Raw genomic sequence first — 24,936 nt, forward strand, 5'->3', positions numbered from 1 at the left:
ATATAAGATTAATGGATATAAATACCTTCATAGAGAAAACTGCGGGGAATTGGTTTTCTCAGCGTACTACCTATAATGTGAATCAAGAAGCTGTAGATAACAGCAAAGCTAACTTAAACATTAATTTATTAGAACCCCATAGCGACGAAGCAAAAACTATCTGGCAACAAAATTCCATAAACCCAGAAGATAATACTATCATTACCTCTGATTGGGATAATTCTCCTGATTGGGGAAAACCAAAAAAAACGGGCAATAGTACCATGATTATTAACCACAAAAAAGAAGATTTAAAAAACGGTAAAATCTGGCGTTTAGTAGGAAATAACAAAGTATTAGAAGGAAAATATACCATTGCTGATGATGAATCTATAACCTTCACTATCTCCCAAGATAATCAATATGTAGAAGAAAGAATTTGGTTTGCCAATGATAATTTGCGTCTAAGAAATACCGTAGTAAAAGATAAAAATCAGGTTATTGAAACCTCTTTCTATTCTGAAATCAAAAAAATAAAAATTGAAGAAAACAAAAGTTAATTTATTCATACTATATCCGTAAATAAAAGTTTACTAATAAAACTAACAATGGGCTTAAGTCCATTGCTAATAAACAATCAATAAAAGTACAGTTTATAAATTGGATTTAGTATCACTACCCATGGAAAAATAGTGAAATTAACTGATGGGTTAAAAAAGACTTGAAAAGTTTAAAACAGGGGGTGTAACCCCCTCATAAAGAGGAATAACCATGGAAATATAGACAACTAATCCTCATCACTAAAGTCTAAAAGTAACTCTCCCACAATACCCTGCAATTCAGGTTTGTCAGGGTTAAAAAGCGTTACCTTACCAGAAGATTTTTGTTCCCCAATCAAGAGAATAGGAGCAAGGGGAGTACAAATATCATATCTTTGCTCTAAACTATAGAAACTGGCTAAAAACTGTAATTCTTCTACCTCTAGCCCTTCCCCTTCATCATCTAATTCTAAACTAATCATATTGTCATCTTCTTCGGGGGGTAAATCTCCGCTAGCCGTGAGACTAATTCCCGAACGTTTTAAGGACAGATTTAACTCTCCCAATACAGCCTTCGCATCGTCAAAAATAGCATCGATTTCATCATCATCTTCCACAATGACGGTTTCGGTATAATCAGGATCATCCTCATCAACCACATCATCGGTTAAGATAACAATGGTGCTATCAACGGGCATTAGTAACAAATATTTGTTACCTTGATAGTTAATTTCGTTTTCAACATAACATTCAAGAAATCTTCCTTCTTCATCATTAATGATTACAATTTCTTTATCGTCATGTTGCCCAAATTGGGAAGGAGACATAATTGGTTTTACTAGGATTATGATTGATTTTTATTTGTATCATAAAGAATACCATGATTAGTTGATCTTGTCTCTATACATTCAAAAAGTTAAGGGGTGTTTTAAAGTCAAAAATTCTTTTATCTTTCTTTTTGTTAAATTATATTGTTGTAAGTCCATGTTTGTTTTGGGAAGGAAGAAATTTGTGAACCTATAAAACTGCTAAATTAATGATCAATATTCATAATTTCTTGTACATCATTGATAGGTAGCCAAACTTTTATGTCAATTAAAATATTGTTAGTAGAGGATGAAAAGCAACTGGCTGATAGTCTTGCCCATGTGTTAGCAAAGGAAGGGTATGAAGTAAAAATTGCCTATGATGGTAAGCAAGGATGGGAATTTATTTTAGATAATTCTTTTGATCTTTTAATTCTGGATTGGATGTTACCTTATAAAACAGGGTTAAATATTTGTGAGTCTTTGCGAAGTTTTAAAAATGCTAATGATACTATGGCGAAGACTGAGGCTAATACTCCTGTTCTATTTTTGACGGCTAAGGATACTTTAGATGATAGGGTTTTGGGATTGGATGCGGGGGCAGATGATTATTTGATGAAGCCTTTTGAGTTGAGGGAGTTATTGGCTAGGGTAAGGGCTTTGTTGAGAAGGGGTAGCCCAAAAATTGATATTACTTTGGGGGGGATGGATAAAAGATTATTAGCTATGGATGATTTGGAGTTGGATATGGATAGTAAATTGGCTTATCGTCAAGGTAGATTGCTCAAACTCTCGGATAAGGAGATTCGATTATTAGAGTTTTTTTTGTTGCATTCTAATCAATTGGTGACTCAAGAACAAATATATCATCATCTTTGGTCAGAGGATCAAGCGCCGAGTAGTAATGTGGTGGCGGCCGTAATTAGACTGTTACGAAGAAAGATTGAAATGAAGGGAGAAAAAGCTCTGATTCACACTATTTATGGAAAAGGATATTGGTTTGGAGTTCAAGAAAATCTGAAAGAGGTGTAAAATATAGTAATGCTTATTAATAAGGAGAAAATAAAATGTTAACTTTAAAAATTGTTGTCAATATCGTGGTTGCCTCTTTCATTTTAATGTTTATTTTCGGCTTCCTTTCTGGAGACCCTGCGCGTAACCCCGGACGCAAAGATGCGGAATAATATTACTATAATACAGAAATATTAGACTTAATTTTCCCGTTATCATCATTGGTATGTAACGGGCTTTTTTATTTTTACTTTTTGCCTTGACCAAAATAAAGTGTAGCTATGGTTTCCCAAAACTTGATACAATGAACTTTGGTGCTTTTTTTCAAAAAACTATAAAAACAAAGAATGTTAAAAAACAACTTTGACTCAGGACAGGTAATGTTTCGTAGTGACGAGTTGATGGAGGCTGCTTCTAATCGTTACAAAATTACGGTACAGGTTGCAAAAAGGGCTAAACAAAGACGTTATGAAGATTTTGAAAATGTAGAAGAAATCATGAAGCCTGTTTTAAGGGCTATTATTGAAATGTCTGATGAGCTTACTCAACCTGAAATTATTAGTGATGACTAGGTTATTAAAAAAAATTTCTCCGTTGTACCGTCTTTTTTACGGTACTTCTTTTAAAATAATTGGTTACGGGGCGATCGCACTGATAACCTTTTTTGGGGTATATTTTGTTCATGGAGAAAATATCATCGAGCAAAAGTCAGTAAACCTGTCATGGAATACCCCAGTATCAGCCCAACGGTTAACCCCAGAAATCATTGCCCTTCAGATATATGAGCAAATACCAGAAATACCAAAAAATAATCAATATATCTCCATCGACACTGGAGAAGTAGCGTCTCAACATACCCTCATAAGTAGATTTATTCGTTATCATGAATTTATCAAATCGAGACCAACCACATTTCGCCTAGACTGGAAATTAACCCTCGCAGATTACCTTGGTTATAACGAAACCATGAACCAAGAAAGGTATCCCGGTTTTAGTACCTTAACCCAAAATCCTTTTAACGAAGATAGAGAATTGATTAAAAGTTTAACTAGGAAACAAAGAAATCAGTTAGTGGATTTATTGGTTAGTATATATCAACCTCCCACCATTCCATCAGAGGAAACAACGGATTCTCCTCCCACAGAAACTCCCTCTTCGGATAACAACAATACTCCCTCGGTATTACCTCGCAGGGGGGGAGCAAATTTATTAATGCCTTAAGTAAGAAAAATATAAAATGGATACCAGTAAATTAGACGCTGTACTAGGAATTGTAGCTTTATTAATTGTAATAGGTGGTTTAATAATGCTGTTTAGCGGAGTAAACAACATGAATGACTAATTTATTGGTTTTTTAATATTGACTACGAAAAATTGGGGTTTTTAAAAGATATGAGAATCTGGGAAACTCTCATAAGCCTTGATGATTATATGCTTACTTCCGCTCTGACTGGGGTATTTTCTGGTAAATATTGGGTGATTTTGGGTGTATTCACTTCCATATTGGGGGTTGCACATCCGAGGGAAAAGGATTTTTCTAATAGGACAATTTCAGGCATGGCTTCCCAAGATTCACCAAAAGCCAAAACGGCTAAACTACAAGACTTCCAAGCACCTTGTACTGAAACGTTTAATTGCTCACACATTCCGCCCCTCCTCCCTTCTGGATGATAAAAGCGGCAGTATCGACAGGCTGAAGCACATCTACTATTATTGGGTATCATTTTCTTTATTTATATTTTTTTATTAAAACCTTCTCTTTTTATTATTAACCATCTGGGATCAAGGCTTTTTGGGGTATAACCTAGATAGAATGAGGAAAATCACTATATTTATAAGTATTTATTTTTTATATTGTCTTAACTATTGCTTCACACAACCACACATTTAGAAAAATGTCTCAACATTGAGTTTTTAATATTTTGGCTTTTTTGACTGCTATGGAGGAAAACACTTAGGGATCAAGAGAAAAAGACTCTTTTTTGCTTTAAATATATATTCATCTATGGGTATGTAACGAAACAATCATAAAATAAAACATCCTATGACATAGTAAATAATATTAATATGGGGCAATTTTCCTAGTTTACTGAGAAAAAGTTCCTAATAGAGGTAGATTTTCTCATTTTTGGATTGATGCAACAAAGCCGTTAACAATGGGTTATTTATTGCCTTGCCTTAATCCCTTATCTCGTAGCAATGACGCTAACGGGTAACTGCTGATTTTGAGTAAGTCGTTGTGCCTGTTGCTGGGCCTCAGAATTATCCCGAAAAGCACCTAACTGAATTTTGATCTCCTGATTAATATTTGTCACCATGGCATTAGGTATCATTTCCCGCACCTTAGCAAAATGTTCAGCACTTTTATAGTCAGTGATGAGAAGATATTGAAGGGCATTGGTATCACTAGCCATATTTCCTTGCTCAATATTTACCCCCGAAGGGTTTTGTCTTCCCGATTCTGCTAAATACATTACCGCTTCACTGAGAAGGGCTGTTTTTAAGTCAGGATAAAGATTTGCATTATTATTTCCCTGATTGTTACTTTCAAGGTTTTCTGCGTTATCTGTGGGTAAAGGAGAGGGTAGATTAGGGGGGGAAGGTAATTCAAAACTAACTTCTTCTTCGGGTATGGGGGAAGGGGAATTTTCTTCAGGGTTGATGGTAGATAAACTTTCTTCTATGGCATCAGTATTTTCTAACTCTTGTGCTGGAGAATTATTATTTTCTGCGAGTTGTCTTTGGGAGGAGTTTAAATCCCAAGTAATAAAAATTAAAGCGTTAGTAGCAATGAAGATAATTAAGCCAAACATTGCCCAAGGGGTAAAAAGAATTTCCTTAAGACTATATTTATCGTTAATGAGACGAGAAGCTACGGGGATATTGTCTTCTTCCTCTTCTTGGGGAGATGGTGGAGAGACGAAGTGATAATCAATGGGATGTTTTGGTAAGTCATGGGGTAAGGAGGATGATTCTACTACCGCCAAAGATTCCACTGGTTTTTGTTGGGATTCTTCAAATTGATGAAGTTCAAAACTCAGATCGAAATCGATGTTTTTTAAGGTAAGTTGAACAAGGGGATGTATGGATGTTTCTTTCTCACTCATAAACTCATGACTTTTGAATCAATTGATAAGTTATTAGATGCAATTTTAGCTCAACCTCAGTGGGAAACTCAAAAAAGATACCAGCTATTGGTTAAATGTTGGTTTACGGTGGTTAATCACAAGGTAGCACAACATACTAAACCGATCGCCCTCAGGGATGATGTTTTATGGGTATCAACTTCGAGTAGTGCCTATGCCCAGAATTTATCTTTGCAAAGATATACGTTACTCAAAAAAATTAATCGTCGTCTCAACGAGTCTGTTAAGGATATACGTTTCACCACGGCTAAATGGTATCAAAAAGCCATCCTTGACCCCGAAGAAGAAACCAATTTAGTTAATCCTACTATTTTAGGCATTGATGAACAACCCCCCCCAGAATGTTCTCCCCTTACCCCCCAAGAAGCCCTACAACAATGGTTACATAAGGTTAAAGTGCGATCGCACCTACTGCCTCCTTGCCCCCGTTGCCATAGCCCTACACCCCTAGGAGAATTAGAAAGATGGGGAATATGTGGCATTTGTTTTGCAAAAGATAATAATAGCCTGAATGGGTGAAGAATGAAAAGAAAAAATAAAAATTGTTACAGAGTTTAAAGTTATATATCAGAAAAGGTATGCAAGAGCATATACTGCGATAAAGTAGAGCTGAAATTGAGAAATCATTAATAAAAAACAAAACTCGGTAAGGAGCATCTTTTTTTATGTCTCATAGTGTAAAAATTTACGATACCTGTATTGGCTGTACTCAATGTGTTCGTGCTTGTCCTACTGATGTACTAGAAATGGTACCTTGGGACGGTTGTAAAGCGGGACAAATTGCATCCTCCCCTCGCACAGAGGATTGTGTAGGTTGTAAACGTTGTGAAACTGCTTGTCCTACAGACTTCTTAAGTATTCGTGTTTACTTAGGTGCTGAAACTACCCGCAGTATGGGTCTAGCGTACTAATATATTTTTATATCCTAGGTTGTGGTAAAAGTGTTAGGTATCTTAGGATAACAGGCAATGGTTTTTGATTGTAAAGGGGTGAACAATAATTGTTTTTCTTTTAATTTCATAATTGGAAGAAATTCAACCCAAAAACCGATAAATCCCACATCGAAATCAATAACTCTGAAAAAACTGGTAAAATTAGCTTTGCTAATATTATTTTGAGACAATGACCAGCAAGAAAGTTATTTATACCGATAAAGCCCCAGCCCCTGTAGGACCATACAATCAGGCGATCGCCGTTACAGGAGAATTAATCTTTGTAGCAGGACAAATCCCCCTCAATGCCCAAGGAGAAATGGTAGGAGAAGGAGACATACAAGCCCAAACCACCCAAGTAATGGCAAATCTACAAGCCATCTTAGAAGAAGCAGGAGTGGACTTTTCCGCCGTGGTTAAAACCAGCGTATTTCTCAGTGATTTAACCAATTTTGTTCCTATGAACGAAATTTATGCCCAATACTTCCCCGAAAATCCTCCCGCCCGTGCCTGTGTCGAAGTTGCCCGTCTTCCCAAGGATGTTTTAGTGGAAATTGAATGTATAGCCGTTAGGGGATAATAGAATTAATGGTAAATAATCATTGATTCTACGATGAACACTGATACTCTTAAAAACCGAATTAATCAAATTATCTCCCAAAGTGCGATCGATACCTTTTGCAAAAAACATCATATTCAAAAACTCTCTTTATTTGGCTCAATACTCAGGGCAGACTTTAACAAAGATAGTGATATAGATGTATTAGTAGAATTTAATCCAGAACACATTCCTGGTTTAATTTCCCTTGCAAAGATGGAACTAGAATTATCGTCAATACTCAAGCGTCCAGTGGACTTATTAACTTCTGAAGACTTGAGTAAATATTTTCGCCAAGAAGTTTTGGATTTAGCACTGGTGCAATATGTTAGCCAAACATGACCGCATTAGATTACAGCATATGTTAGATGCAAGTCTAAAGGCTATTTCCTTTATAGAAGGGAAAAGTTTCTCAGATTTAGGTAGTGATGATTTACTGGTTTTCGCCTTAGTCAAAGCCATTGAAATTGTGGGAGAAGCTGCGGGAAAAGTATCAAAAAAATATCAACTTGATCATCCTGAAATATCATGGACAGCAATTATAAGTATGCGCAACCGTTTAGTTCACGCATATTTTGACATTAATAAAAAAATATTATGGCAAACTCTTAAACAAGATATACCAGAATTGATTAATATTTTAACTGAACTACTACAGGAACAATGAAGAAGCTAAATAATCCAAGTAAGATGAGCCTAATTCTTAATTCCTCAACCAGTCAGAGCAAAATGATATTAAAATAAATTAAGAAATATTAAAATCCAATCTTTCTAAAACAAATATCGAAATAATAGCTATGACAGATGCTCCCGTAAAACGACTGCGCAACTTTTCCATTATTGCCCATATTGATCATGGTAAATCAACATTGGCAGACCGTATGCTACAAACTACCGATACAGTAGCAGATCGGGAGATGAAAGAGCAATTTCTCGATAACATGGATTTAGAAAGGGAAAGAGGTATTACCATCAAACTCCAAGCCGCCCGAATGAACTATAAGGGTAAGGACGGCGAAGAATATGTTTTAAACCTCATTGATACCCCTGGCCATGTGGATTTTACCTATGAAGTATCCCGCTCTCTAGCAGCCTGTGAAGGGGCTTTATTGGTGGTGGATGCGTCTCAAGGGGTAGAAGCCCAAACCCTCGCTAACGTCTATTTAGCCTTGGAAAACAATTTAGAAATTATTCCCGTATTAAATAAAATTGATTTACCAGGGGCAGAGCCAGAGCGGGTAATTGAGGAAATAGAGGAGGTTGTGGGTTTAGATTGTACCAATATTATCCACGCTTCGGCTAAAAATGGTATTGGTATTAACGATATTTTACAGGCTATTATTGATCGGGTACCACCCCCAGAGGACACCGTAGAAAAACCTTTCCGAGCTTTAATTTTTGATAGTTATTATGATCCCTATCGAGGGGTAATTGTTTATTTCCGTGTCACCGATGGCTCCCTCAAAAAGAACGATCGCATCTTACTGATGGCATCAGGAAAGCAGTATGATTTAGATGATATTGGTATCTTATCCCCCAACCAAATTCCTGTGGATGAACTCCATGCAGGGGAAGTAGGCTATCTCGCCGCCTCCATCAAAGCCGTAGAAGATGCAAGGGTAGGAGATACCATCACCCTCGTTAACAACCCCGCCAAAGAGCCATTACCGGGTTACACCGAGGCAAAACCCATGGTATTTTGTGGACTTTTCCCCATCGATGCCGATCAATATTCTGACCTCAAAGAAGCCCTTGAGAAACTAAAATTAAACGATGCCGCCCTTTCCTATGAGCCTGAAACATCCAGCGCCATGGGCTTTGGTTTCCGTTGCGGTTTCCTCGGTTTGTTGCACATGGAAATCGTCCAAGAAAGGTTAGAAAGGGAGTATGATTTAGACCTAATTACCACCGCCCCTTCGGTAATTTACCGTGTCACCACCACCGACGGAGAAGTAATAAAGGTTGATAATCCCAGTTTATTACCGGACCCACAAAAACGACAAAAAATTGAAGAGCCCTACATCAAAATTGAGATGATTACCCCGGAAACCTATGTGGGTACTTTGATGGATTTATGTCAAACCAGAAGGGGTGTATTTGTGGATATGAAATACTTTACCCTCAACCGTACTAACTTGATTTATGAATTACCCCTCGCTGAAGTAGTCACCGACTTTTTTGATCAATTAAAATCCCGCTCTCGGGGTTACGCCAGTATGGAATATCAGTTAATTGGTTATCGAGAAAATAACTTAATTCGCTTAGATGTTATGGTGAATAAAGAGCCAGTGGATGCTTTAGCCATGATTGTTCATCGAGATAAAGCCTATCATGTTGGACGAGCTTTGACGGAAAAACTTAAAGAATTGATTCCTCGCCATCAATTTAAAGTGCCTATTCAAGCTGCCATTGGTTCAAAAATTATTGCCAGTGAACATATTCCAGCCCTCAGAAAAGACGTTTTAGCAAAATGTTATGGTGGTGATATTAGTCGTAAGAAAAAACTCCTCCAGAAACAAGCTAAGGGTAAAAAACGCATGAAATCCCTCGGTACTGTAGATGTACCCCAAGAGGCTTTTATGGCGGTGTTGAAAATTACTAATTAAGGAATAGGGAATGGGGAATAGGCAATAGTTTCCCCATTTTCCATTAAGCCCTAATTACATATTATTCCACTGGGTTTGGGCATCATCAAGGGCTTGTTGTACTGTTTTTTCCCCTAACATGGCTGATTGCAGATTTTCATAAATAATTCTTTTGAGTTGATTAATGTTTGGCGATGGGGGAATTAATACCTCTGCCGAGTCTAGTTGCATGGCGCTTATTTTTCTAGCTTCAAACAGGATATTTTGCTCCGATTCTTGTTCTAAATTTTCGATATAAGAGGCGATCGCACTTGTATGGGAAGGTAATACATTAGCCTCCTGAGCAAAACTAAGTTGGTTTTCACTATTGGTAACATACAAAGCATAATTAATCGCCTTTTGAGGATTACGACTACTGCGAGGAATTACCAAATTCATCACCGAAACACTACGCTTACCCGTTTCCCCCGTAATCTGGGGTGCCACCGCCGACTGCTCATAAATTGTTGGGGCATTAGTAGCAATGGTATTTAAAAATTCCGCCCCCGTGCCAAGAATTGCCGACTCCCCAGCTTGATATAACTCCACCCCATGACGATGCCCCTGAGTAAACACCTCCGCAGGAAGTAAACCCCTCTGATATAAATCTACCCAATAGGAAAAAGCCCTTTCCCCTTCAGGAGTATTAAAAGCCGCCTTACCTTCCCCATCCAACAAACTTACCCCCATCTGCACCAAAGAATTTAACACCTCATTAGAATCCGTCGGCACAAAAGTAATAAAAAAGGCATATTTACCCGTTTCATCCTTCACCCTCTGCGCAACTTCTGCCAACTCCTCAAAATTAGCAGGAGGATTTTCCACCCCTGCCTGTTGCAACAAATCCTTGTTATATACCGTTACCGTAGTGGTTAAATACCAAGGAATACCAAAAGTAGAAGTGGTACAATCATTCTCAGAAGCACAAATTTCAATTTGATTCGCTTCCCAAATTTTAGATAAATATTCCCCCCTCACATCTTCAGAAATTTCATCCGCCAAATTTAACCAAGCATTGCGGGAAGCCAACTGAGAAGCAAAATCAGGATTAAGATTAACCACATCAGGGGCATTATTAGCCGAAACTGCCGTCAAAATTCGGCTTTCCATGGCATCCCAAGGCACATCCACCCAAAGAATACTGGCATCTTCATTATTCGCCTCAAAACTTTCATTCACCGCCTCAAAAAAAGGAGTAAATCTAGGCTGTAGTTGCATTGTCCAAAATTCCACCTGCCCTTCATTGGCAACGGGCTGTTGCCCACATCCCAATACCACAGCACTTAATGAACCAATAATCAAGGGGTAACGAAAAAGTTTAGTTTGTTTAAAAAGTCTATTAATTATCATTTAGTTTTTCAACACAAGAAATATTGCAATTTTCCGATTATGCCTTAAACAATGGACGGTTAACAATATTAGGGATTTGAAATTTAAGTTTTTGATTGAATAGGAAAAAAACAAATACTTAAAAGCATACTTTAGTTAATTTTGCAACAAATTGTAACATTTCTTGCCAGTACAATGGAATGTAAGCGTTATAGGAGATGAAATATGGCATTAGCAAAGAAAATTGAAGTCAAGAAATTAGAATCAATTCAAGGGGGTATGGCTCATTTTTACACTCCTCAATCTAGCCATGAAACTATGCTAGTGGAAATCCCTGCTCAAAGTATTGATGACTTATTTGTACATCATTTTCAAACGGATCAACTTTTAGTGGTAAAAGGTAGTTTTTTGTTGGTAGTATTACAAAATCGTCAATATAACTATATTTATCTGAGTGAGGAAAATCATCAAGTAGTAACGATTCCCCCCGGGATTCCCCATAGTGCCATTAACCTTAATAGTGACGGTTGTTTATTAATCAATGCGGTGTTGCGTCATGGGAAAAACCATCCCAAAGATTATCAACCGATTAAAAAACCTTTTGACTATGATTTAGATATGGCAAAAACTTTTTTCCTCCCACCCTCAATATTTTCGGGGGTTAATTGATTTTTTTCAGATAGGCGGTGTTATCTTTATGGTTGAGAAAAGTTAGCTTATTTAGGAATGACAGATAACACTGATAAAGTAAAAAATATGATTGAAAATGCCCTGATTGATAGGCGACTCAATCGTAAGGATAGTGATTTGATTAGAAATGCCATCTATGGTGAGGGAATGGTGACGGGAGAAAAGATGAGGCTTTGGCGAGAGTTGCAAATCAAAGTGACTAATGGGGAGATATTGTTAGAAAATTGACATTTGCTCGGGAACAATTGAAAATGGATATATTCCCTTTTTTCTTAACACTTATTTATGAAGCCTGAATTGTTGCGTACTCCTTTATATTCTTTGTCTGTGGAAGCTAAAGCTAAGTTTACGGATTTTGCAGGGTGGGAAATGGCGGTACAGTATGAAGGTTTGAAAAAAGAGCATCAGGCGGTGAGGGAAGGCGCTGGAATGTTTGATATTTCCCATATGGGTAAGTTTTATTTACGGGGAAAAAATTTACGCTCCTGTTTAGGTTATCTCGTACCTACGGATTTTTCGACAATGATGGAGGGTAAGGCTCAATATTCTGTATTGTTGAATGAGCATGGGGGCATTATTGACGATATTATTTTTTACTATCAGGGTAGGAATGATGATGGCACTGAGTCTGGAATATTAATTGTTAATGCTTCTACTTGTGAGAAGGATTGGGCTTGGTTAACTAAAAAATTAACTCCTCAAGGGATTGAGTTGTTGGATAAGTCTAAAAATTTGGCTTTGGTGGCTATCCAAGGGCGTAAGGCTGAGGATTATTTACAATCTTTTTTGGGGGTTGATTTAACTAATTTAAAGGCTTTTGAGCATTTGACTACTAGCTTTGATGGGCAAAAGGTTTTTGTGGCTCGGACGGGTTACACTGGGGAAGATGGTTTTGAGGTGATGACTACTCCCACTGTAGCACAGGATATGTGGCGATCGCACTTAGAACAAGGAGTAACCCCCTGCGGTTTGGGGGCAAGGGATACCCTAAGACTCGAGGCAGGGATGAGTTTGTATGGGCAGGAAATTGATGAAACTACTACTCCCCTTGAGGCTGGATTGGGTTGGGTAGTTAATCTTAACCGTGAAGATGATTTTATTGCCCGTGAAATTTTAGCGAAACAAAAAAAAGAAGGCTTAACAAGAAAATTGGTGGGTTTACAAATGGAAGGCAGATATATTGCCCGTCATGGTTATGCCATTAAACATAATAATCATACCGTGGGGGAGGTTACTAGCGGTACCCTTTCTCCTACCCTCAACAGTGCGATCGCCCTTGGTTATTTACCCCTAGAATTAACTAAAATAGGGCAAACTGTGGATGTAGAAATCAGAGGTAAACTTTACCTCGCCAGAGTCGTCAAAAAACCCTTCTATCGCCGAAAATAAAATTGGGTGTTGGTGAATTAAGGTATAATTTTCAGTTTAGTTCGGGAATAGGCAATGGTAACAATAGTTTTAGTATTATATATTTGCTGTTATTCAATAGTATTTCACGCCTAAAATTGTGCTGGAGGGGATTTTTAAACCTCGCCATTATCCATTATTCATTCTCAATTATCAATTCCTCAAAATGATGTTGTTATAATTGTTCAAAGAAATATGAATAAATATTAAGCAATTTTAACAAAACATCCCATGGTACAAATAGAAAATAAACCCGTAGAGAATAAATCCTACAGTTTAGAAGACTGGCGTAAAGGTTACGAATCTCAACCCCAAGAAAAAGAATACTGGATAGAAGACATAGAAGGGGAAATTCCCGCCGACTTGCGAGGTACACTATATCGTAATGGTCCTGGATTATTAGAAGTATATGGCACCCCCTTAAACCATCCTTTCGATGGAGATGGCATGATTTGCTCGTTTAAATTTACCGATGAGGGGTGTTATTTTCGTAATAGCTATGTAAAAACCAAAGAATATTTGGAAGAAAAAAAAGCTCAAAAAATGCTCTATCGAGGAGTATTTGGTAGTCAAAAACCAGGAGGGATTTTAGGAAATATATTTGATATTAGGGTAAAAAATATTGCTAATACCAATGTGGTAAAACTCGGAAAAAAACTATTAGCATTGTGGGAAGCAGCCCTACCTCACAGCTTAGATCCAGAAACTTTAGAAACGAAAAAATTAGATAATTTAGATGGTCTATTAAAAGATGGTGATGTATTTTCCGCCCATCCTAGAATTGATCCCCATTCTCCATTTAATAATGGAAAACCTTCCTTAATTAATTTTGGGATAAAACCGGGTTTATCTAGCACTATTAATGTGTATGAATTTGACGAAGAAGGGAAAATATTACAGCAATATAGCCATATTACCCCCGGATTTTGTTTCATCCATGATTTTTTAATTACTCCCAACTATATTATTTTCTTTCAAAACCCCACCAGTTATAATCCTTTACCCTTTGTATTTGGTATTAAGGGCGCTGGAGAATGTTTAGATTTTAAAGAGAATGAAGTCACTAAAATTATTTTAATTCCTCGCCACGCACCCCATAAGGATGTTATTACCTTAGAAACTAATGCAGGATTTATTTTTCACCATGCCAATGCCTTTGAAAAGGATGATAAAACATTAATTATTGACTCTGTTTGTTATGCAAAATTAAGTCAAATTAACCCAGATAAAAGTTATAAAGAGGTAGATTTTGATGACCTTGCCCCTGGACAATTATTCCGTTTTAAACTAGATTTAAATAGTCAAAAAGTAGAAAAAGAATTACTAAATCAAAGGTGTGTTGAATTTCCTTTTATCAATCCTGAAAATGTAGGGAGAGATTATCGTTATATGTTTATTGGTGCTACCCATAGCCCTAATAAAAATGCTCCTTTACAGGGTTTATTGAAATTCGATTTACATACAAAAGAAGAACAATTGTATTCTTTTGCCCCCAAAGGTTTTGCTGGAGAGCCTGTTTTTGTGCCTAAAAGTAATGCTGATGGTGAGGATGATGCTTGGATACTTGATTTAATTTATGATTCTGAAAATCATCGCTCGGATTTAGTTATATTTGATGGTAAAGATATTTCGCAACCCGTGGCAACCTTACACCTAAAACAACATATTCCCTACGGTTTACATGGTAGCTGGGCTTCTTCGACAATTGATAATTGATAATTGATAATTGATAATTGATAATTATTTATTTTTTGATGGTGGGCATTGCCCACCCTACTTTGTGAGAAATTAAGCAATGCAAATAAGAAATTATAGTTTTGATTGGAATCAGCGCACCTATATCATGGGTATCCTTAATGTTACTCCCGATAGTTTTAGTGATGGGGGGGAATACAACGAGGTGGAAAAAGCTGTTAATCAAGCCTTGACGATGGTAAAAGAGGGGGCGGATATAATTGATATTGGGGGGCAGTCAACCCGCCCAGGGGCAAAGGAAGTTACTTTAGAAGAGGAATTAAATAGGGTTATTCCTGTGATAAGGGCTATTCGTGAAAAAACAGATATTCCTATTTCTGTTGATACCACAAGGGCAGAAGTGGCACAAAGGGCGATCGCCTCTGGGGGTGATATAGTTAATGATATATCAGGGGCAACATTCGATCCATTAATGTTAGATACCGTTGCCCATTTACAAGTGCCGATTATTTTGATGCACATTCGGGGTAATCCTCAGACGATGCAAACCATGACGGATTATCAAGACTTGATGGGAGAAATTGAGGAATTTTTCCTGAATAGAATAGATGAATGTTTACAAAAAGGTATCCGTAAATCTAATATAATTCTCGATCCTGGTATCGGTTTTGCTAAAAATTATCAACAAAATATTGAGATTTTAAATAATATTAAAACTCTTAAAAATATAAGTTTTCCCATACTCATAGGCACTTCTCGGAAAAGTTTTATCGGTAAAATATTAAACGAAAATGACCCTGCAAAAAGGGTATGGGGTACTGCTGCCACTTGTTACCATGCCATTAGTCAGGGGGCTGATATTTTAAGGGTTCATGATGTCGCTCCGATGTATGATGTTGCGAGGATGGCTGATGCTATTACTCGGTCAAAACAAGATTAGTAATAAAATTTGTAACGAAAATTCTTTTTTTTGTTGACTTTGTACTTGTTTTAAGGGATTATAGAATTGTTTACTAAACAATGGAAGTGTAACTGTTTATCTTTAAAAATGTATAGATTCCCATTATATTACAAGTATATCATGAAAGAGAGCATGACACAATAAAAAAATTCCTTAATTTTCTCTATGTTCAACAATAGAGTTTTAAGAACAAATATGATATTTTACGAGACTTGTTGGGCTTTGTTGCCTCCACCCAAACTATGGTAAATCAATTACAAATATGCTTCGTAAGCCATCAACATTAATTTGACTAAAGACATTCCCAATAAAGCTAAACCGCTGAGGGTGCTAATGGCAAATCCGGGAGCTCTTTTTTTGGCTTCTTTGGCGTAACCCCAAGCATAAAGGATTCTACCCACAACCCAAGTGCCACCTAATATCATGCCCCACATTTCACTGACGAAGTAGGAAAAAATCCACAGGAGAGGTAAGAAAAATATTAGTTGTTCGAGGGTGTTTTCTTGTACTCGTAAGACTCTTTCAAAGTTTTCGTCTCCGCTGGTGGCTGGGGGCATTACGTTATATTTAAATCTAGCTCTTCCAACGTTAATGATGGTGACAAAATAAACCAAAAGAGCAAATACTGTAATAATACTAGGTCCTAATAACATACTGTTAAAAATTGTTTTATACTGTTTAATTATAAGCTAATTTTTGCTTTTATTTCCAGTTATTTTCTGCTTGATTTAACACATATTTTGCTAGATTATTTATTTGTTGTGCTGAAAGGCGATCGCCATAAGCGGACATATTATTTTTACCGTTACTGATAATATCAGTGATAGATTCAACGGTATCATAACCATTCTTTTGGAGAGCTTTTGATTTTAGGTTTTTTCCTCGGCGAATAATGTTACCTCCGTTAAGATGACACCCTGCACAATTAATTTCAAAAAGTTTGCTTGGTTCTTGAATATTTTGATTTATTTCTGTTAAGTTTATCTGGGCGATCGCCCTTGGCATATACAATAAATTAAAGGATAAAATTGTAATCAATATCGTAATAACAATAGAGAATTTTTTGATGATTTGTAAAGATAATAAAAGCACAGTTATTAATTAATAAATTATTATTTGAATAAATCTTAACCACGACTATCCTAAATCATTTCTGAAGTCTGAGACAACGAAAGTGAAAACTCAAATATTCTAGTAAGTAAGTAATCTTACATTAAATAGGTGTAGGCAAGGGGCTTAAGCCCCTTGTTAATAAAATAAACAGAGAAATAATTTCATCAACCTATTCAGTACACTCAAAAATATTTTATGGGTAATTAATAATTGATGACTCGCCCCAAAAAGGGATCAGCTATACTGAAAGGGAAGTTTCAAGGACTAATTTCATGACCATACAGCTAATTGAAAGACAAAAACAATTAGACAAACTGAAAAACGAAGAATTCGACTGTTTGATTATCGGAGGGGGTGCAACAGGCACAGGCTCTGCACTAGAGGCAAATAGTAGAGGTTTAAAAGTCGCCCTCGTTGAAAGATTTGACTTTGCATCGGGAACCAGTAGTCGTAGTACAAAATTACTCCATGGTGGAGTTAGATATTTAGAACAGGCTTTTAAGCGTTTAGACATCGAACAATTTAACTTGGTAAAAGATGCACTCTCGGAGAGAAAAAATGTTATTCAAATTGCCCCCCATTTAGCAAAACCGTTGCCCCTGATAATTCCTTTATATCAGCTTTGGCAAATTCCCTATTTTTTTACTGGGCTATTAATGTATGACTTATTATCAGGAAAACAGAGTTTAGGACGCAGTCGCCTTTTAAGTCTTAAAGATACCCTAGAGTTATTTCCCTCTCTCAATACCGAAGGGATGATTGCCAGTGTAATGTATTATGATGGGCAGTTTGATGATGCTAGGCTTAATGTGGAAGTAGCCATGAAAGCCATTGATAGGGGATGTGCGATCGCAAATTACCTCGAAGTTATTGAAATCATCAAGGATAATGAAAAGTGTAAAGGGGCAGTAGTAAAAGACACTCTTAGTGGTGAAACCTTTACCATCAAAGCCGAAGTTGTGGTTAACGCCACAGGACCCTATAGTGATAGTATCAGACAGCTAGACCAACCAGAAGTAGAAAAAATTCTGAAAGTAAGCTCTGGGGTACATATTGTTGTGGATAAAGAGTATGCCCCGGGGGATGGTGCTTTATTGATTCCTAAAACTGATGATGGTAGGGTTATTTTCATTGTACCTTGGCGTGAGTTCACCTTAATTGGGACTACGGACGAAGAAGCCCAAGTAACGGATAATCCAGTGGCAACGGAAGAAGAAATTGCATACTTGATGGCATACGCTAACCGTTATCTCACTAAAACCATTAACCGTCAAGATGTATTGTCTGCATGGAGTGGATTACGCCCTCTGGTTTCTCCTAGTCATACGGCTAATTCTACCGCTAAAATTTCTCGAGATCATACTATTCTTAAATCTAAAAGTGGTTTAATCACCATTACGGGGGGAAAATGGACTACTTTCCGCAAAATGGCGGCCGATACCATCAACAATGTTATTAAACAATTATCCTCGCCTAATGGTTTTTCTGGTCATTCTCCTGAGTTGATTCCCGTGGCAGGGGGTGAAAACTATGATTTTGATGATTTGGATCAAAAATTGTCCGAAACCATTGAAGATGAAGCGATTAGACATCACCTAATTAATTATTATGGCTCAAGGGCGATCGCCATTAAAACCATCATAGAAGAATATGGCATCGAAAGACTAGCCCCCCAATATCCATTTATCACCGCCGAAGTAGCCTACGTTTATCGCTATGAAATGGCACAAAAATCAGAGGATATTTTATCCCGCAGATTTAGACTAACTTTCCTTGACTCCGTCGTAAGTGAGCAAGTGACAGACAAAGTTAACGCCATCATAGAAAAAGAAAAAGCAGTAGTTAATAAAGAAGAATTAACCGTCAATTCCTAAAAGCATTAACAATATTTTTTATAGTTCAAGGAATCATAACAACTATATCTTAATTTTTATTTGCCCTCTTTATAGAGGGTTTTTTATTCCTTATTTTTTTGTAATACTAAAGATCTTTTCTCGCCAATTATTTATCAATAACTGATTTCCTTCGTGACTAAGATGGATATGATCATGGTACAAAATATCAGGATTAGGATGATTTTGGAATAAGGGTAAAAAATCTGTATAATTGATATTTAATTCTGCCACAAAACTTTTTAATCTATCTCTCGCATCTACTTCATAATCCTTAGAAAAAGGAGGAAAAACTTCCCTCTTAAGAGGTGTTAAAACCAAGAAAAAATCCATATCATTTTCCAAAGCCATACCATAAATATCTTCCACTGCCTTTAAATTAACCCCAACTACATCCCCTCTTTCCTTAGGAATATCCTTTAAATCAGGATGAATAGGTAAAGGTAAAACTTTTTTAAGAAATTCTTCCAACCCCAATAAAGGTTTTTTATCAGGATAATTTAACGCTTTTCCTACTTGAATACTAGAAGGAGCAAAACTGAATAAATCATCAGTATTTAAAACTAAAATTAATACATCACTAGAAAAAGTACCATATTTTTGTAAATAAGCTAACTCATTTCGAGCGCCCCAGGAATTAGCAGAAATATTTAAAACTTCTATCTCATTAAACTTAGAATTATTTAAATCTATAGTTTGTTCCAATAAACTAGACAGAGTATTTTGTTGATCAGTCCACCAACCACCATTAACAATAGAATCACCTAACAATATGATGCGTAAAATGTCGTCTTTTTTCTCTAAATTGAAATTATTAGAACGCATAGAATAATTATTAATCTTAATCAAATTACCATTCCTTCTAGTAACCTGATTTGGGGCTAGTAAATAGCCAATGTCTGGATCTGGAATATAAATTAAAGGATTCCCAAAACCCCACTTTTTCCTTAAAAATAACTCAAATAATACAGTGAAAATAACAATAAAAAGAAAAAAATAAATAATAAAATTCATAACCATTTAAAGAGAAGCAACTTTTCGCTCATACTCCGCCTGAGTAATAATGCCACTATTTAAAGCCTCCTTTAGCTTAATCATTTTTACCCGATTACGTTGAGCATATTTTTCCTGTAAAATTTGATCCCTTGTTTGCGCCTCTAACTGCTCCAATTTTGAGGAATACTCATCTTGACTCAAAATCCCTTGGGCAAAAGCATCTTGTAATTGCTTTACTTTATATTCGATAACAAAATTAACCTCATGGTCATCAACTTGCTTTTCGAGGATAGATTTTTTTTGATTAAATTCCCCTTCTGTCAAAATATCATTGGCAAAGGCTTCTTCTAACCTTCTTATTTCAGCTTCCAAATTACTAATTATTTCTTTTTGCTCAGGGGTTTTATAATCACAGGGATTGTTTGATTTATCGGAATACCAAACCTCTGCATCTTGATTTTGCGTGGTTACTGGTTGTACTCTACTTAGTTGACAACTACTTTCAAGATAACTAATCAACTCATTTTCCAAAACAAAAGTCCAACTAGCACTAGCAATGCCCGTTAAATAGGTTAAACCCCCTGTGAAAATTGCCCCAAAACTAGCTCCCGCTATATTCTGAATCCATTTTCCCCTCGAGGTTTCAATGATAAATTCTCCTCCACTACTTTGGGAGAGATAAATTTTTACTTTAAAAGCAATATTAGTTCCTAAAATAGTGCGAATTGTATCACTTTTTTTGGCTTGGACAATATACACGCCGTTTTTTAAAACCCCATCCACAAGGTATTGTTTACCCTTAAACCATAGTATTACATCGTTATAAACTTTATCTAAATCCCGATAACTACTGAGTACAAAATAATTTTTCGCCATAACTCCTGATTACCCAAAGCAATATCAAATAAATTTATTCATGACCATAAATAAAAATTCTTCTCTATGAACAAATATAACAAAATAGAAAGAAAATCTCAGTACAGAACAAAAAAGAAGAGGGGAGTTTCCAACAGATAAAAATAGCAAGTTGAATAAAAAGTTAGTAATTGTTCATATTAAATATTTTGGTGTTACTTCTTTTGGGTATGCAACATCATTAAACGGCAGCCAATATATAATACTAGAACTATTATTGCCTATTGCCGAACTAAACTAAAAATCATATCTTAATTCACTAACGCCAATATTTTATCAACCATGGCGAGTACCAAGATATAATTCACCTACTTGGGGATTATCTAATAAATCAGAACCTTTACCCTCGATCGCATCTTTACCACTTTCTAAAACATAACCTCGATCTGCCATCATCAGGGCTTTTTTTGCATTTTGTTCCACCAAAACGATCGCCTTTCCCGTGGCATTTATCGCCTTAATTTGTTCAAAAACATCATTAACAAGGATAGGAGAAAGAGCGGCGGAAGGCTCATCCAACAACAGTAAATCAGGATCTAACATTAATGCCTTACCCATGGCCAACATCTGCCTTTCTCCCCCCGACAAGGTGCCTGCTTTTTGTCGAAAACGCTCCTTCAACTTAGGAAACATAGAATAAATAATTTCCTTTTGCTTTTTGCAAGAGCCAGAAAGGGTATAAGCCCCCATTTCCAAATTTTCTTCCACCGTCAAAGTAGCGAAAACATTAGATATTTGAGGAACATAACACATTCCCAACTTTACAATCTCATTGGACTTTAAACCAGCAATATTACGATCTTTAAAAATTATTTCCCCCTGATTAGGAGTCAAAAGCCCAAAAATAGTTTTAGCGAGGGTGGACTTTCCCGCCCCATTAGGACCAATTACAGTGATTAACTCCCCCGGTTCAACCCGAAAATTAATTCCCTGTAAAATATTTAAGTCCTTGATATACCCTGCGTAAACATCTTTTACTTCTAGTAAATTAGTCATAAATCATTAATGAGGTGTTGACGAGAAATTATCTATCAACAGACAAGGTCAATATAACTTTAATTGTCCATTGTCCATTGTTGATTGTCAATTGCTTAGAATCTTTCACCGATACCAAAGTGAATGCGGTTCTCACCCTCATCATTAATACCATAGTCAATGCGGATAGGGCCCACAGGGGATTGAATCCTCACTCCTAAGCCATAGCCAAAACCAGTACCATTTAAACCCCTTACCTCCGCAGGGCGCCCGGGTACCGATGAACCAGAGCCTAAATCTGTACCAAAGTCGAGGAATAAAGCACCACCGATCACCGAGAAGATGGGAAAACGATATTCGGCGGTAGCTTGAAGGAAGGTACGACCATTACCCAAATCCCCTTCTCCATAACCTCTAACGGAGTTACTACCTCCTAAAACAAAGGCTTCATAGGGGGGTAAGTCACCCAAAATTGTCCCTGCTTGGACGTTAAAGGCGAGGGCTTGGGGGCCTTCGGCAAAGTCAAAATCAAGAAAATTTACAGGGATGTAGTGGCTATAGTTGGCACGAATACGATTAAAGAGAATATTACCTGAGCCTAGGGGTACACTTTGTTCCATACCCAGCAATAAGAAATTCCCCCCTGTGGGTTGTAGGCGGTTGTCACGGCGATCGCGCGAGGCATTAAGCCTTAAAAGGAAAAGATCATCCTGTCCAGACTCACTGAAAGACAATAGCTCATTGCCAAATTCGGCGGAAGAACGAGGACTCAAATCCCCTTCGGTATTTTTAATTTCGATTCTCTGATATTGCATTCCTGCGCTCAATACCCACTCTGGACGGCTGAAGGGATCTTCGGCAAGGGGACGAGAGAACGTTACCCCTGTTCCTGTGCGTACTACCCTAGGGCGTGTCTCCCCTATTTCGGTGCGGATACTATCGGTGTCTGTACCATCAAAAACCAAGGAAATGGAACGACGACGGAAGAGATTGGCGGTGTAGGAAGTGCGATCGGGGGTGGTTGCAATCCAAGGATCCCTTAGACTAAGATCAAATAATAATTCCCTTTCCCCTAACTGAAATTCCGCTGCTAAGTTTTGATTATTGCCCCCCAAGTTTTGCTCTTGGTAGCTCAAAGTTCCAAAAAAGCCACTATTAGAACTAATACCTGCCCCCGCTGCAATGGAGCCTGTATTTGCTTGTACTACTTCAATATTCATGACCACCTTAGAAGGATCTTCGGCTTCACTGAAAGAAAGGCGTACATCTTGGAAAATTCCTAAGCCAAATACCCTTTGTAAATCCCTTTGGGCCATATTCCGATTAAAAATATCCCCCGGTTTTAGCTGTACTTCCCTAGTGATAATAAATTCTCTGGTTTTGCCATCCACTTCTTCGTTATCTTCACTAAAATATCTCACCCTAATATCTTCGATTTCCCCTTCCGCAATAACGAGGGTGACAACTCCATCAGCAGACACTTGGGGGGAGCTTACCACCTGGGCTAAATCGAAACCATTATCGCTATACCAAGTATTAATGGCGGTGATACCTTCTTGTAAGTCACGGAGGTTAATAATTTCTCCATACTGCTCTCCAAAGGCTTCGTCAATGACCTCTAGGGGAATTTGAGCATCGGGACGAACCCCTGATACTGTTTGTACTTGTACCCTTTCTAGGACGGGGTTAGGTGCAACGGTGTAGGTAATTCTCACCCCCAAAGGAGTATCGCTGGGAACTACATTAGCATTACTAAAAAAGCCTGTGGCGAAAATGGCGTTGATGTCTTCTTGTAGTTGGGTTCTGGTGGTGGTACGGCCGGGGGCTGTTCTAATTACGTTATAGACTAAGTCTTCTAATTCCCCTTCAACTCCTTCCACTAGCACTTCTGCTACTAATACCCTTGCTTCTTCTTCACTGGTGGGTTGGTTATTTTGAGCGAGGAGGGTTTGTGGCGATATTTCTACGTTAGGAGATGGGGCTATTTCTAGGTTGGGGGATTGGGTTTCTAAACTAGATGAGGCTATTTCTAGGTTAGGGGATTGGATTTTATTATCTTGGACGATAATTTCTTGATCGTTACTTTGTTGGGCAAAGTCTTCTGGTTGGGGGGCTTGATTTATCTCTATGGTTTCACTGGCAAATTGTTGGGGTTGATGGGCAAGGGAACTAAGATTAAAATCTGAATCGGTGGTGAGGGAAATTCCATCTTCTTTTTCTACCTCTGCATTGGCTTGTAAGGGTTGACTGACGGTAAAGGTAGTTAGAAAGAGGAGAGCAGAAAGTATGGGAAATTTTGTTACTAGGTTTGCCATGGATATTTTTTTAGGGGAGACACCATGGTAGATTTTATTAGTAACTTTTAAGGTTAGGTTCATTTTTTCTGCTTTTTGGGCGGTTTTCTTTTTTTGCACCACAGAGATATAATTCCGATTTTTTTTACTTATTTTGTTGTTGCTCACAGCCACACACCAATTTTTTTATAATAGAAATAATTGTCTTTAATATACTAGCTATTTTCTAGTTTTTCAATTTGAGTTAGGACTCTAGTTTGTACTTTTTGATAAGCAGATTCTACTTCTCCTAAGTCTTTCCTAAATCTATCTTTGTCCATGACTCTTTTTTCTTGATCTTGTTCCTGATTATCCCATAGACGACAGGTATCGGGGCTAATTTCGTCGGCGAGTAGTATTGCTCCTTGATTATCGGTGCCAAATTCGAGTTTAAAGTCCACGAGGGTAATTTGACAACTTTGGAAAAATTCTATCAGATGTTGGTTGATGGTTTTGGCTAGGTTTTGTAGTTGTGTAATTTGTTCTGGGGTGGCAATGTTTAATAGTGTTAATCTGTCGGGGGTGAGTAAGGGATCTTGGAGGGCATCATCTTTGAGGTAAAATTCTACGAGGGGATTGGGTAGTATTTGTCCTTCTGGTAAGCCTGTTTCTCTACACAGACTCCCCGCAGCGATGTTTCTTACCACTACTTCGAGGGGAATTATTTTCACGGCTTTAACGAGCATTTCTCGCTCGGAGGTTTTTTCGATGAAGTGGGTGGGGATACCTTTTTTTTCGAGGTATGTTAGCAGGGCAGAGGCGATCGCACAGTTAACTTTGCCTTTATCGGTAATAGTACCTTTTTTCTGGGCATTAAAGGCGGTGGCTGAATCTTTGTAATAGGTCAAGTAAACTTGGTCATCATCGGTGGGATAAATAATTTTTGCTTTTCCTTCGTACAATTTTTCTCTGGTAGTCATAATAAATGATTAACTATATGGGGAGTAATAAAAAAAATACTTAATTTAGATAGAGTTTAATTGTCCATTGTCCAT

The 24,936-nt window shown here is 37.2% G+C and carries 28 protein-coding genes; 17 read left to right on the forward strand and 11 right to left on the reverse strand.

Features of this window, described 5'->3' with window-relative positions; translation table 11 throughout:
- The first annotated feature begins 11 nt into the window (after window positions 1-11).
- Window positions 12-539, forward strand: coding sequence for a phycobiliprotein lyase (locus ACXITR_RS05360; protein ID WP_457996202.1), 528 nt, complete (start codon window positions 12-14; stop codon window positions 537-539).
- Between the two features lie 227 nt (window positions 540-766).
- On the opposite strand, the gene ACXITR_RS05365 is transcribed toward ACXITR_RS05360, so the two are convergent.
- Window positions 767-1,345 (reverse strand): DUF3727 domain-containing protein, encoded by a 579-nt coding sequence (locus tag ACXITR_RS05365; protein ID WP_457996203.1) that lies wholly within the window; start codon window positions 1,343-1,345, stop codon window positions 767-769.
- A gap of 267 nt (window positions 1,346-1,612) precedes the next feature.
- Between ACXITR_RS05365 and ACXITR_RS05370 the strand changes: the two genes are divergently transcribed.
- From ACXITR_RS05370 to ACXITR_RS05385, 4 genes are all read left to right on the forward strand, one after another.
- Window positions 1,613-2,356 (forward strand): response regulator transcription factor, encoded by a 744-nt coding sequence (locus ACXITR_RS05370; RefSeq protein ID WP_457996262.1) that lies wholly within the window; start codon window positions 1,613-1,615, stop codon window positions 2,354-2,356.
- 35 nt (window positions 2,357-2,391) lie between these two features.
- The gene (locus ACXITR_RS05375; protein WP_069791879.1) at window positions 2,392-2,508 is read left to right on the forward strand and encodes a photosystem II reaction center protein I; all 117 of its coding nucleotides are present in this window, start codon (window positions 2,392-2,394) and stop codon (window positions 2,506-2,508) included.
- A 174-nt stretch (window positions 2,509-2,682) separates the two neighbouring features.
- Window positions 2,683-2,907, forward strand: a complete 225-nt coding sequence (locus ACXITR_RS05380; protein ID WP_457996204.1) for a DNA-directed RNA polymerase subunit omega — start codon at window positions 2,683-2,685, stop codon at window positions 2,905-2,907.
- The gene (locus tag ACXITR_RS05385) at window positions 2,900-3,556 is read left to right on the forward strand and encodes a hypothetical protein (protein WP_457996205.1); all 657 of its coding nucleotides are present in this window, start codon (window positions 2,900-2,902) and stop codon (window positions 3,554-3,556) included. Before ACXITR_RS05380 ends, ACXITR_RS05385 begins: the two co-directional genes overlap by 8 nt.
- Window positions 3,557-3,762: 206 nt before the next feature.
- Here the strand turns inward: ACXITR_RS05385 and ACXITR_RS05390 are convergent, their stop codons facing one another.
- Both ACXITR_RS05390 and ACXITR_RS05395 read right to left on the reverse strand, forming a co-directional pair.
- On the reverse strand, window positions 3,763-4,059 hold the full coding sequence (locus ACXITR_RS05390; protein WP_457996206.1) for a hypothetical protein: 297 nt from the start codon (window positions 4,057-4,059) through the stop codon (window positions 3,763-3,765).
- Window positions 4,060-4,521: 462 nt separating this feature from the next.
- Window positions 4,522-5,442: a hypothetical protein gene (locus ACXITR_RS05395; protein ID WP_457996207.1), complete on the reverse strand. Its 921-nt coding sequence runs from the start codon at window positions 5,440-5,442 to the stop codon at window positions 4,522-4,524.
- Window positions 5,443-5,448: 6 nt separating this feature from the next.
- On the opposite strand from ACXITR_RS05395, the gene ACXITR_RS05400 reads away from it, so the two are divergent.
- From ACXITR_RS05400 to lepA, 6 genes are all read left to right on the forward strand, one after another.
- Window positions 5,449-6,000, forward strand: coding sequence for a DUF721 domain-containing protein (locus ACXITR_RS05400; RefSeq protein WP_457996208.1), 552 nt, complete (start codon window positions 5,449-5,451; stop codon window positions 5,998-6,000).
- Between the two features lie 146 nt (window positions 6,001-6,146).
- Window positions 6,147-6,392, forward strand: coding sequence for a photosystem I iron-sulfur center protein PsaC (gene psaC / locus ACXITR_RS05405; RefSeq protein ID WP_006515950.1), 246 nt, complete (start codon window positions 6,147-6,149; stop codon window positions 6,390-6,392).
- A 211-nt stretch (window positions 6,393-6,603) separates the two neighbouring features.
- Window positions 6,604-6,993 (forward strand): RidA family protein, encoded by a 390-nt coding sequence (locus tag ACXITR_RS05410; protein ID WP_457996209.1) that lies wholly within the window; start codon window positions 6,604-6,606, stop codon window positions 6,991-6,993.
- A gap of 33 nt (window positions 6,994-7,026) precedes the next feature.
- Window positions 7,027-7,353 (forward strand): nucleotidyltransferase family protein, encoded by a 327-nt coding sequence (locus tag ACXITR_RS05415; RefSeq protein WP_457996210.1) that lies wholly within the window; start codon window positions 7,027-7,029, stop codon window positions 7,351-7,353.
- Window positions 7,337-7,678 (forward strand): HepT-like ribonuclease domain-containing protein, encoded by a 342-nt coding sequence (locus tag ACXITR_RS05420; protein ID WP_457996211.1) that lies wholly within the window; start codon window positions 7,337-7,339, stop codon window positions 7,676-7,678. The genes ACXITR_RS05415 and ACXITR_RS05420 overlap by 17 nt, the downstream gene beginning before the upstream one ends.
- Before the next feature lie 130 nt (window positions 7,679-7,808).
- Complete coding sequence (gene lepA / locus ACXITR_RS05425; protein WP_457996212.1) at window positions 7,809-9,617, forward strand: translation elongation factor 4; 1,809 nt, start codon at window positions 7,809-7,811, stop codon at window positions 9,615-9,617.
- Between the two features lie 54 nt (window positions 9,618-9,671).
- Here the strand turns inward: lepA and ACXITR_RS05430 are convergent, their stop codons facing one another.
- The gene (locus ACXITR_RS05430) at window positions 9,672-10,985 is read right to left on the reverse strand and encodes an ABC transporter substrate-binding protein (RefSeq protein WP_457996213.1); all 1,314 of its coding nucleotides are present in this window, start codon (window positions 10,983-10,985) and stop codon (window positions 9,672-9,674) included.
- 204 nt (window positions 10,986-11,189) lie between these two features.
- On the opposite strand from ACXITR_RS05430, the gene ACXITR_RS05435 reads away from it, so the two are divergent.
- From ACXITR_RS05435 to folP, 5 genes are all read left to right on the forward strand, one after another.
- The gene (locus ACXITR_RS05435; protein ID WP_457996214.1) at window positions 11,190-11,633 is read left to right on the forward strand and encodes a dTDP-4-dehydrorhamnose 3,5-epimerase; all 444 of its coding nucleotides are present in this window, start codon (window positions 11,190-11,192) and stop codon (window positions 11,631-11,633) included.
- 57 nt (window positions 11,634-11,690) lie between these two features.
- On the forward strand, window positions 11,691-11,882 hold the full coding sequence (locus ACXITR_RS05440) for a hypothetical protein (protein ID WP_457996215.1): 192 nt from the start codon (window positions 11,691-11,693) through the stop codon (window positions 11,880-11,882).
- Window positions 11,883-11,939: 57 nt separating this feature from the next.
- On the forward strand, window positions 11,940-13,043 hold the full coding sequence (gene gcvT / locus ACXITR_RS05445) for a glycine cleavage system aminomethyltransferase GcvT (protein ID WP_457996216.1): 1,104 nt from the start codon (window positions 11,940-11,942) through the stop codon (window positions 13,041-13,043).
- A 249-nt stretch (window positions 13,044-13,292) separates the two neighbouring features.
- On the forward strand, window positions 13,293-14,777 hold the full coding sequence (locus tag ACXITR_RS05450) for a carotenoid oxygenase family protein (protein WP_457996217.1): 1,485 nt from the start codon (window positions 13,293-13,295) through the stop codon (window positions 14,775-14,777).
- Window positions 14,778-14,856: 79 nt separating this feature from the next.
- Window positions 14,857-15,696 (forward strand): dihydropteroate synthase, encoded by an 840-nt coding sequence (gene folP, locus ACXITR_RS05455; protein WP_457996218.1) that lies wholly within the window; start codon window positions 14,857-14,859, stop codon window positions 15,694-15,696.
- 275 nt (window positions 15,697-15,971) lie between these two features.
- On the opposite strand, the gene ACXITR_RS05460 is transcribed toward folP, so the two are convergent.
- Together ACXITR_RS05460 and ACXITR_RS05465 are read right to left on the reverse strand one after the other, a co-directional pair.
- Window positions 15,972-16,370, reverse strand: coding sequence for an MAPEG family protein (locus tag ACXITR_RS05460; RefSeq protein WP_457996219.1), 399 nt, complete (start codon window positions 16,368-16,370; stop codon window positions 15,972-15,974).
- A 49-nt stretch (window positions 16,371-16,419) separates the two neighbouring features.
- Window positions 16,420-16,809 (reverse strand): c-type cytochrome, encoded by a 390-nt coding sequence (locus ACXITR_RS05465; protein WP_457996220.1) that lies wholly within the window; start codon window positions 16,807-16,809, stop codon window positions 16,420-16,422.
- Between the two features lie 293 nt (window positions 16,810-17,102).
- On the opposite strand from ACXITR_RS05465, the gene ACXITR_RS05470 reads away from it, so the two are divergent.
- Window positions 17,103-18,704, forward strand: a complete 1,602-nt coding sequence (locus ACXITR_RS05470; protein WP_457996221.1) for a glycerol-3-phosphate dehydrogenase/oxidase — start codon at window positions 17,103-17,105, stop codon at window positions 18,702-18,704.
- Between the two features lie 90 nt (window positions 18,705-18,794).
- Here ACXITR_RS05470 and ACXITR_RS05475 read toward each other — a convergent pair whose 3' ends face one another.
- From ACXITR_RS05475 to purC, 5 genes are all read right to left on the reverse strand, one after another.
- Complete coding sequence (locus tag ACXITR_RS05475; RefSeq protein ID WP_457996222.1) at window positions 18,795-19,736, reverse strand: SGNH/GDSL hydrolase family protein; 942 nt, start codon at window positions 19,734-19,736, stop codon at window positions 18,795-18,797.
- A gap of 6 nt (window positions 19,737-19,742) precedes the next feature.
- Entirely contained in the window at window positions 19,743-20,594 is an 852-nt protein-coding gene (locus tag ACXITR_RS05480; RefSeq protein WP_457996223.1) for an SHOCT domain-containing protein, read from the reverse strand.
- 315 nt (window positions 20,595-20,909) lie between these two features.
- Entirely contained in the window at window positions 20,910-21,629 is a 720-nt protein-coding gene (locus ACXITR_RS05485; RefSeq protein ID WP_457996224.1) for an ABC transporter ATP-binding protein, read from the reverse strand.
- A 95-nt stretch (window positions 21,630-21,724) separates the two neighbouring features.
- A complete protein-coding gene (locus tag ACXITR_RS05490; RefSeq protein ID WP_457996263.1) occupies window positions 21,725-23,923 on the reverse strand; it encodes a BamA/TamA family outer membrane protein in 2,199 nt (732 codons plus the stop codon).
- A gap of 194 nt (window positions 23,924-24,117) precedes the next feature.
- Window positions 24,118-24,861: a phosphoribosylaminoimidazolesuccinocarboxamide synthase gene (gene purC, locus ACXITR_RS05495; RefSeq protein WP_457996225.1), complete on the reverse strand. Its 744-nt coding sequence runs from the start codon at window positions 24,859-24,861 to the stop codon at window positions 24,118-24,120.
- Between the last annotated feature and the right edge of the window lie 75 nt (window positions 24,862-24,936).

This window comes from Cyanobacterium sp., from assembly GCF_054166785.1.

Coding starts and splice junctions, on each gene's coding strand:
- ACXITR_RS05490 (WP_457996263.1), bottom strand. CDS start 23,923: ATGGCAAACCTAGTAACAAAATTTCCCATACTTTCTGCTCTCCTCTTT.
- ACXITR_RS05440 (WP_457996215.1), top strand. CDS start 11,691: ATGACAGATAACACTGATAAAGTAAAAAATATGATTGAAAATGCCCTG.
- ACXITR_RS05380 (WP_457996204.1), top strand. CDS start 2,683: ATGTTAAAAAACAACTTTGACTCAGGACAGGTAATGTTTCGTAGTGAC.
- ACXITR_RS05400 (WP_457996208.1), top strand. CDS start 5,449: ATGACTTTTGAATCAATTGATAAGTTATTAGATGCAATTTTAGCTCAA.
- ACXITR_RS05395 (WP_457996207.1), bottom strand. CDS start 5,442: ATGAGTGAGAAAGAAACATCCATACATCCCCTTGTTCAACTTACCTTA.
- ACXITR_RS05385 (WP_457996205.1), top strand. CDS start 2,900: ATGACTAGGTTATTAAAAAAAATTTCTCCGTTGTACCGTCTTTTTTAC.
- ACXITR_RS05415 (WP_457996210.1), top strand. CDS start 7,027: ATGAACACTGATACTCTTAAAAACCGAATTAATCAAATTATCTCCCAA.
- ACXITR_RS05475 (WP_457996222.1), bottom strand. CDS start 19,736: ATGAATTTTATTATTTATTTTTTTCTTTTTATTGTTATTTTCACTGTA.
- ACXITR_RS05410 (WP_457996209.1), top strand. CDS start 6,604: ATGACCAGCAAGAAAGTTATTTATACCGATAAAGCCCCAGCCCCTGTA.
- ACXITR_RS05470 (WP_457996221.1), top strand. CDS start 17,103: ATGACCATACAGCTAATTGAAAGACAAAAACAATTAGACAAACTGAAA.
- ACXITR_RS05365 (WP_457996203.1), bottom strand. CDS start 1,345: ATGTCTCCTTCCCAATTTGGGCAACATGACGATAAAGAAATTGTAATC.
- ACXITR_RS05485 (WP_457996224.1), bottom strand. CDS start 21,629: ATGACTAATTTACTAGAAGTAAAAGATGTTTACGCAGGGTATATCAAG.
- gcvT (WP_457996216.1), top strand. CDS start 11,940: ATGAAGCCTGAATTGTTGCGTACTCCTTTATATTCTTTGTCTGTGGAA.
- ACXITR_RS05390 (WP_457996206.1), bottom strand. CDS start 4,059: ATGATACCCAATAATAGTAGATGTGCTTCAGCCTGTCGATACTGCCGC.
- ACXITR_RS05480 (WP_457996223.1), bottom strand. CDS start 20,594: ATGGCGAAAAATTATTTTGTACTCAGTAGTTATCGGGATTTAGATAAA.
- ACXITR_RS05375 (WP_069791879.1), top strand. CDS start 2,392: ATGTTAACTTTAAAAATTGTTGTCAATATCGTGGTTGCCTCTTTCATT.
- ACXITR_RS05420 (WP_457996211.1), top strand. CDS start 7,337: ATGTTAGCCAAACATGACCGCATTAGATTACAGCATATGTTAGATGCA.
- lepA (WP_457996212.1), top strand. CDS start 7,809: ATGACAGATGCTCCCGTAAAACGACTGCGCAACTTTTCCATTATTGCC.
- ACXITR_RS05360 (WP_457996202.1), top strand. CDS start 12: ATGGATATAAATACCTTCATAGAGAAAACTGCGGGGAATTGGTTTTCT.
- folP (WP_457996218.1), top strand. CDS start 14,857: ATGCAAATAAGAAATTATAGTTTTGATTGGAATCAGCGCACCTATATC.
- purC (WP_457996225.1), bottom strand. CDS start 24,861: ATGACTACCAGAGAAAAATTGTACGAAGGAAAAGCAAAAATTATTTAT.
- ACXITR_RS05450 (WP_457996217.1), top strand. CDS start 13,293: ATGGTACAAATAGAAAATAAACCCGTAGAGAATAAATCCTACAGTTTA.
- ACXITR_RS05460 (WP_457996219.1), bottom strand. CDS start 16,370: ATGTTATTAGGACCTAGTATTATTACAGTATTTGCTCTTTTGGTTTAT.
- psaC (WP_006515950.1), top strand. CDS start 6,147: ATGTCTCATAGTGTAAAAATTTACGATACCTGTATTGGCTGTACTCAA.
- ACXITR_RS05435 (WP_457996214.1), top strand. CDS start 11,190: ATGGCATTAGCAAAGAAAATTGAAGTCAAGAAATTAGAATCAATTCAA.
- ACXITR_RS05430 (WP_457996213.1), bottom strand. CDS start 10,985: ATGATAATTAATAGACTTTTTAAACAAACTAAACTTTTTCGTTACCCC.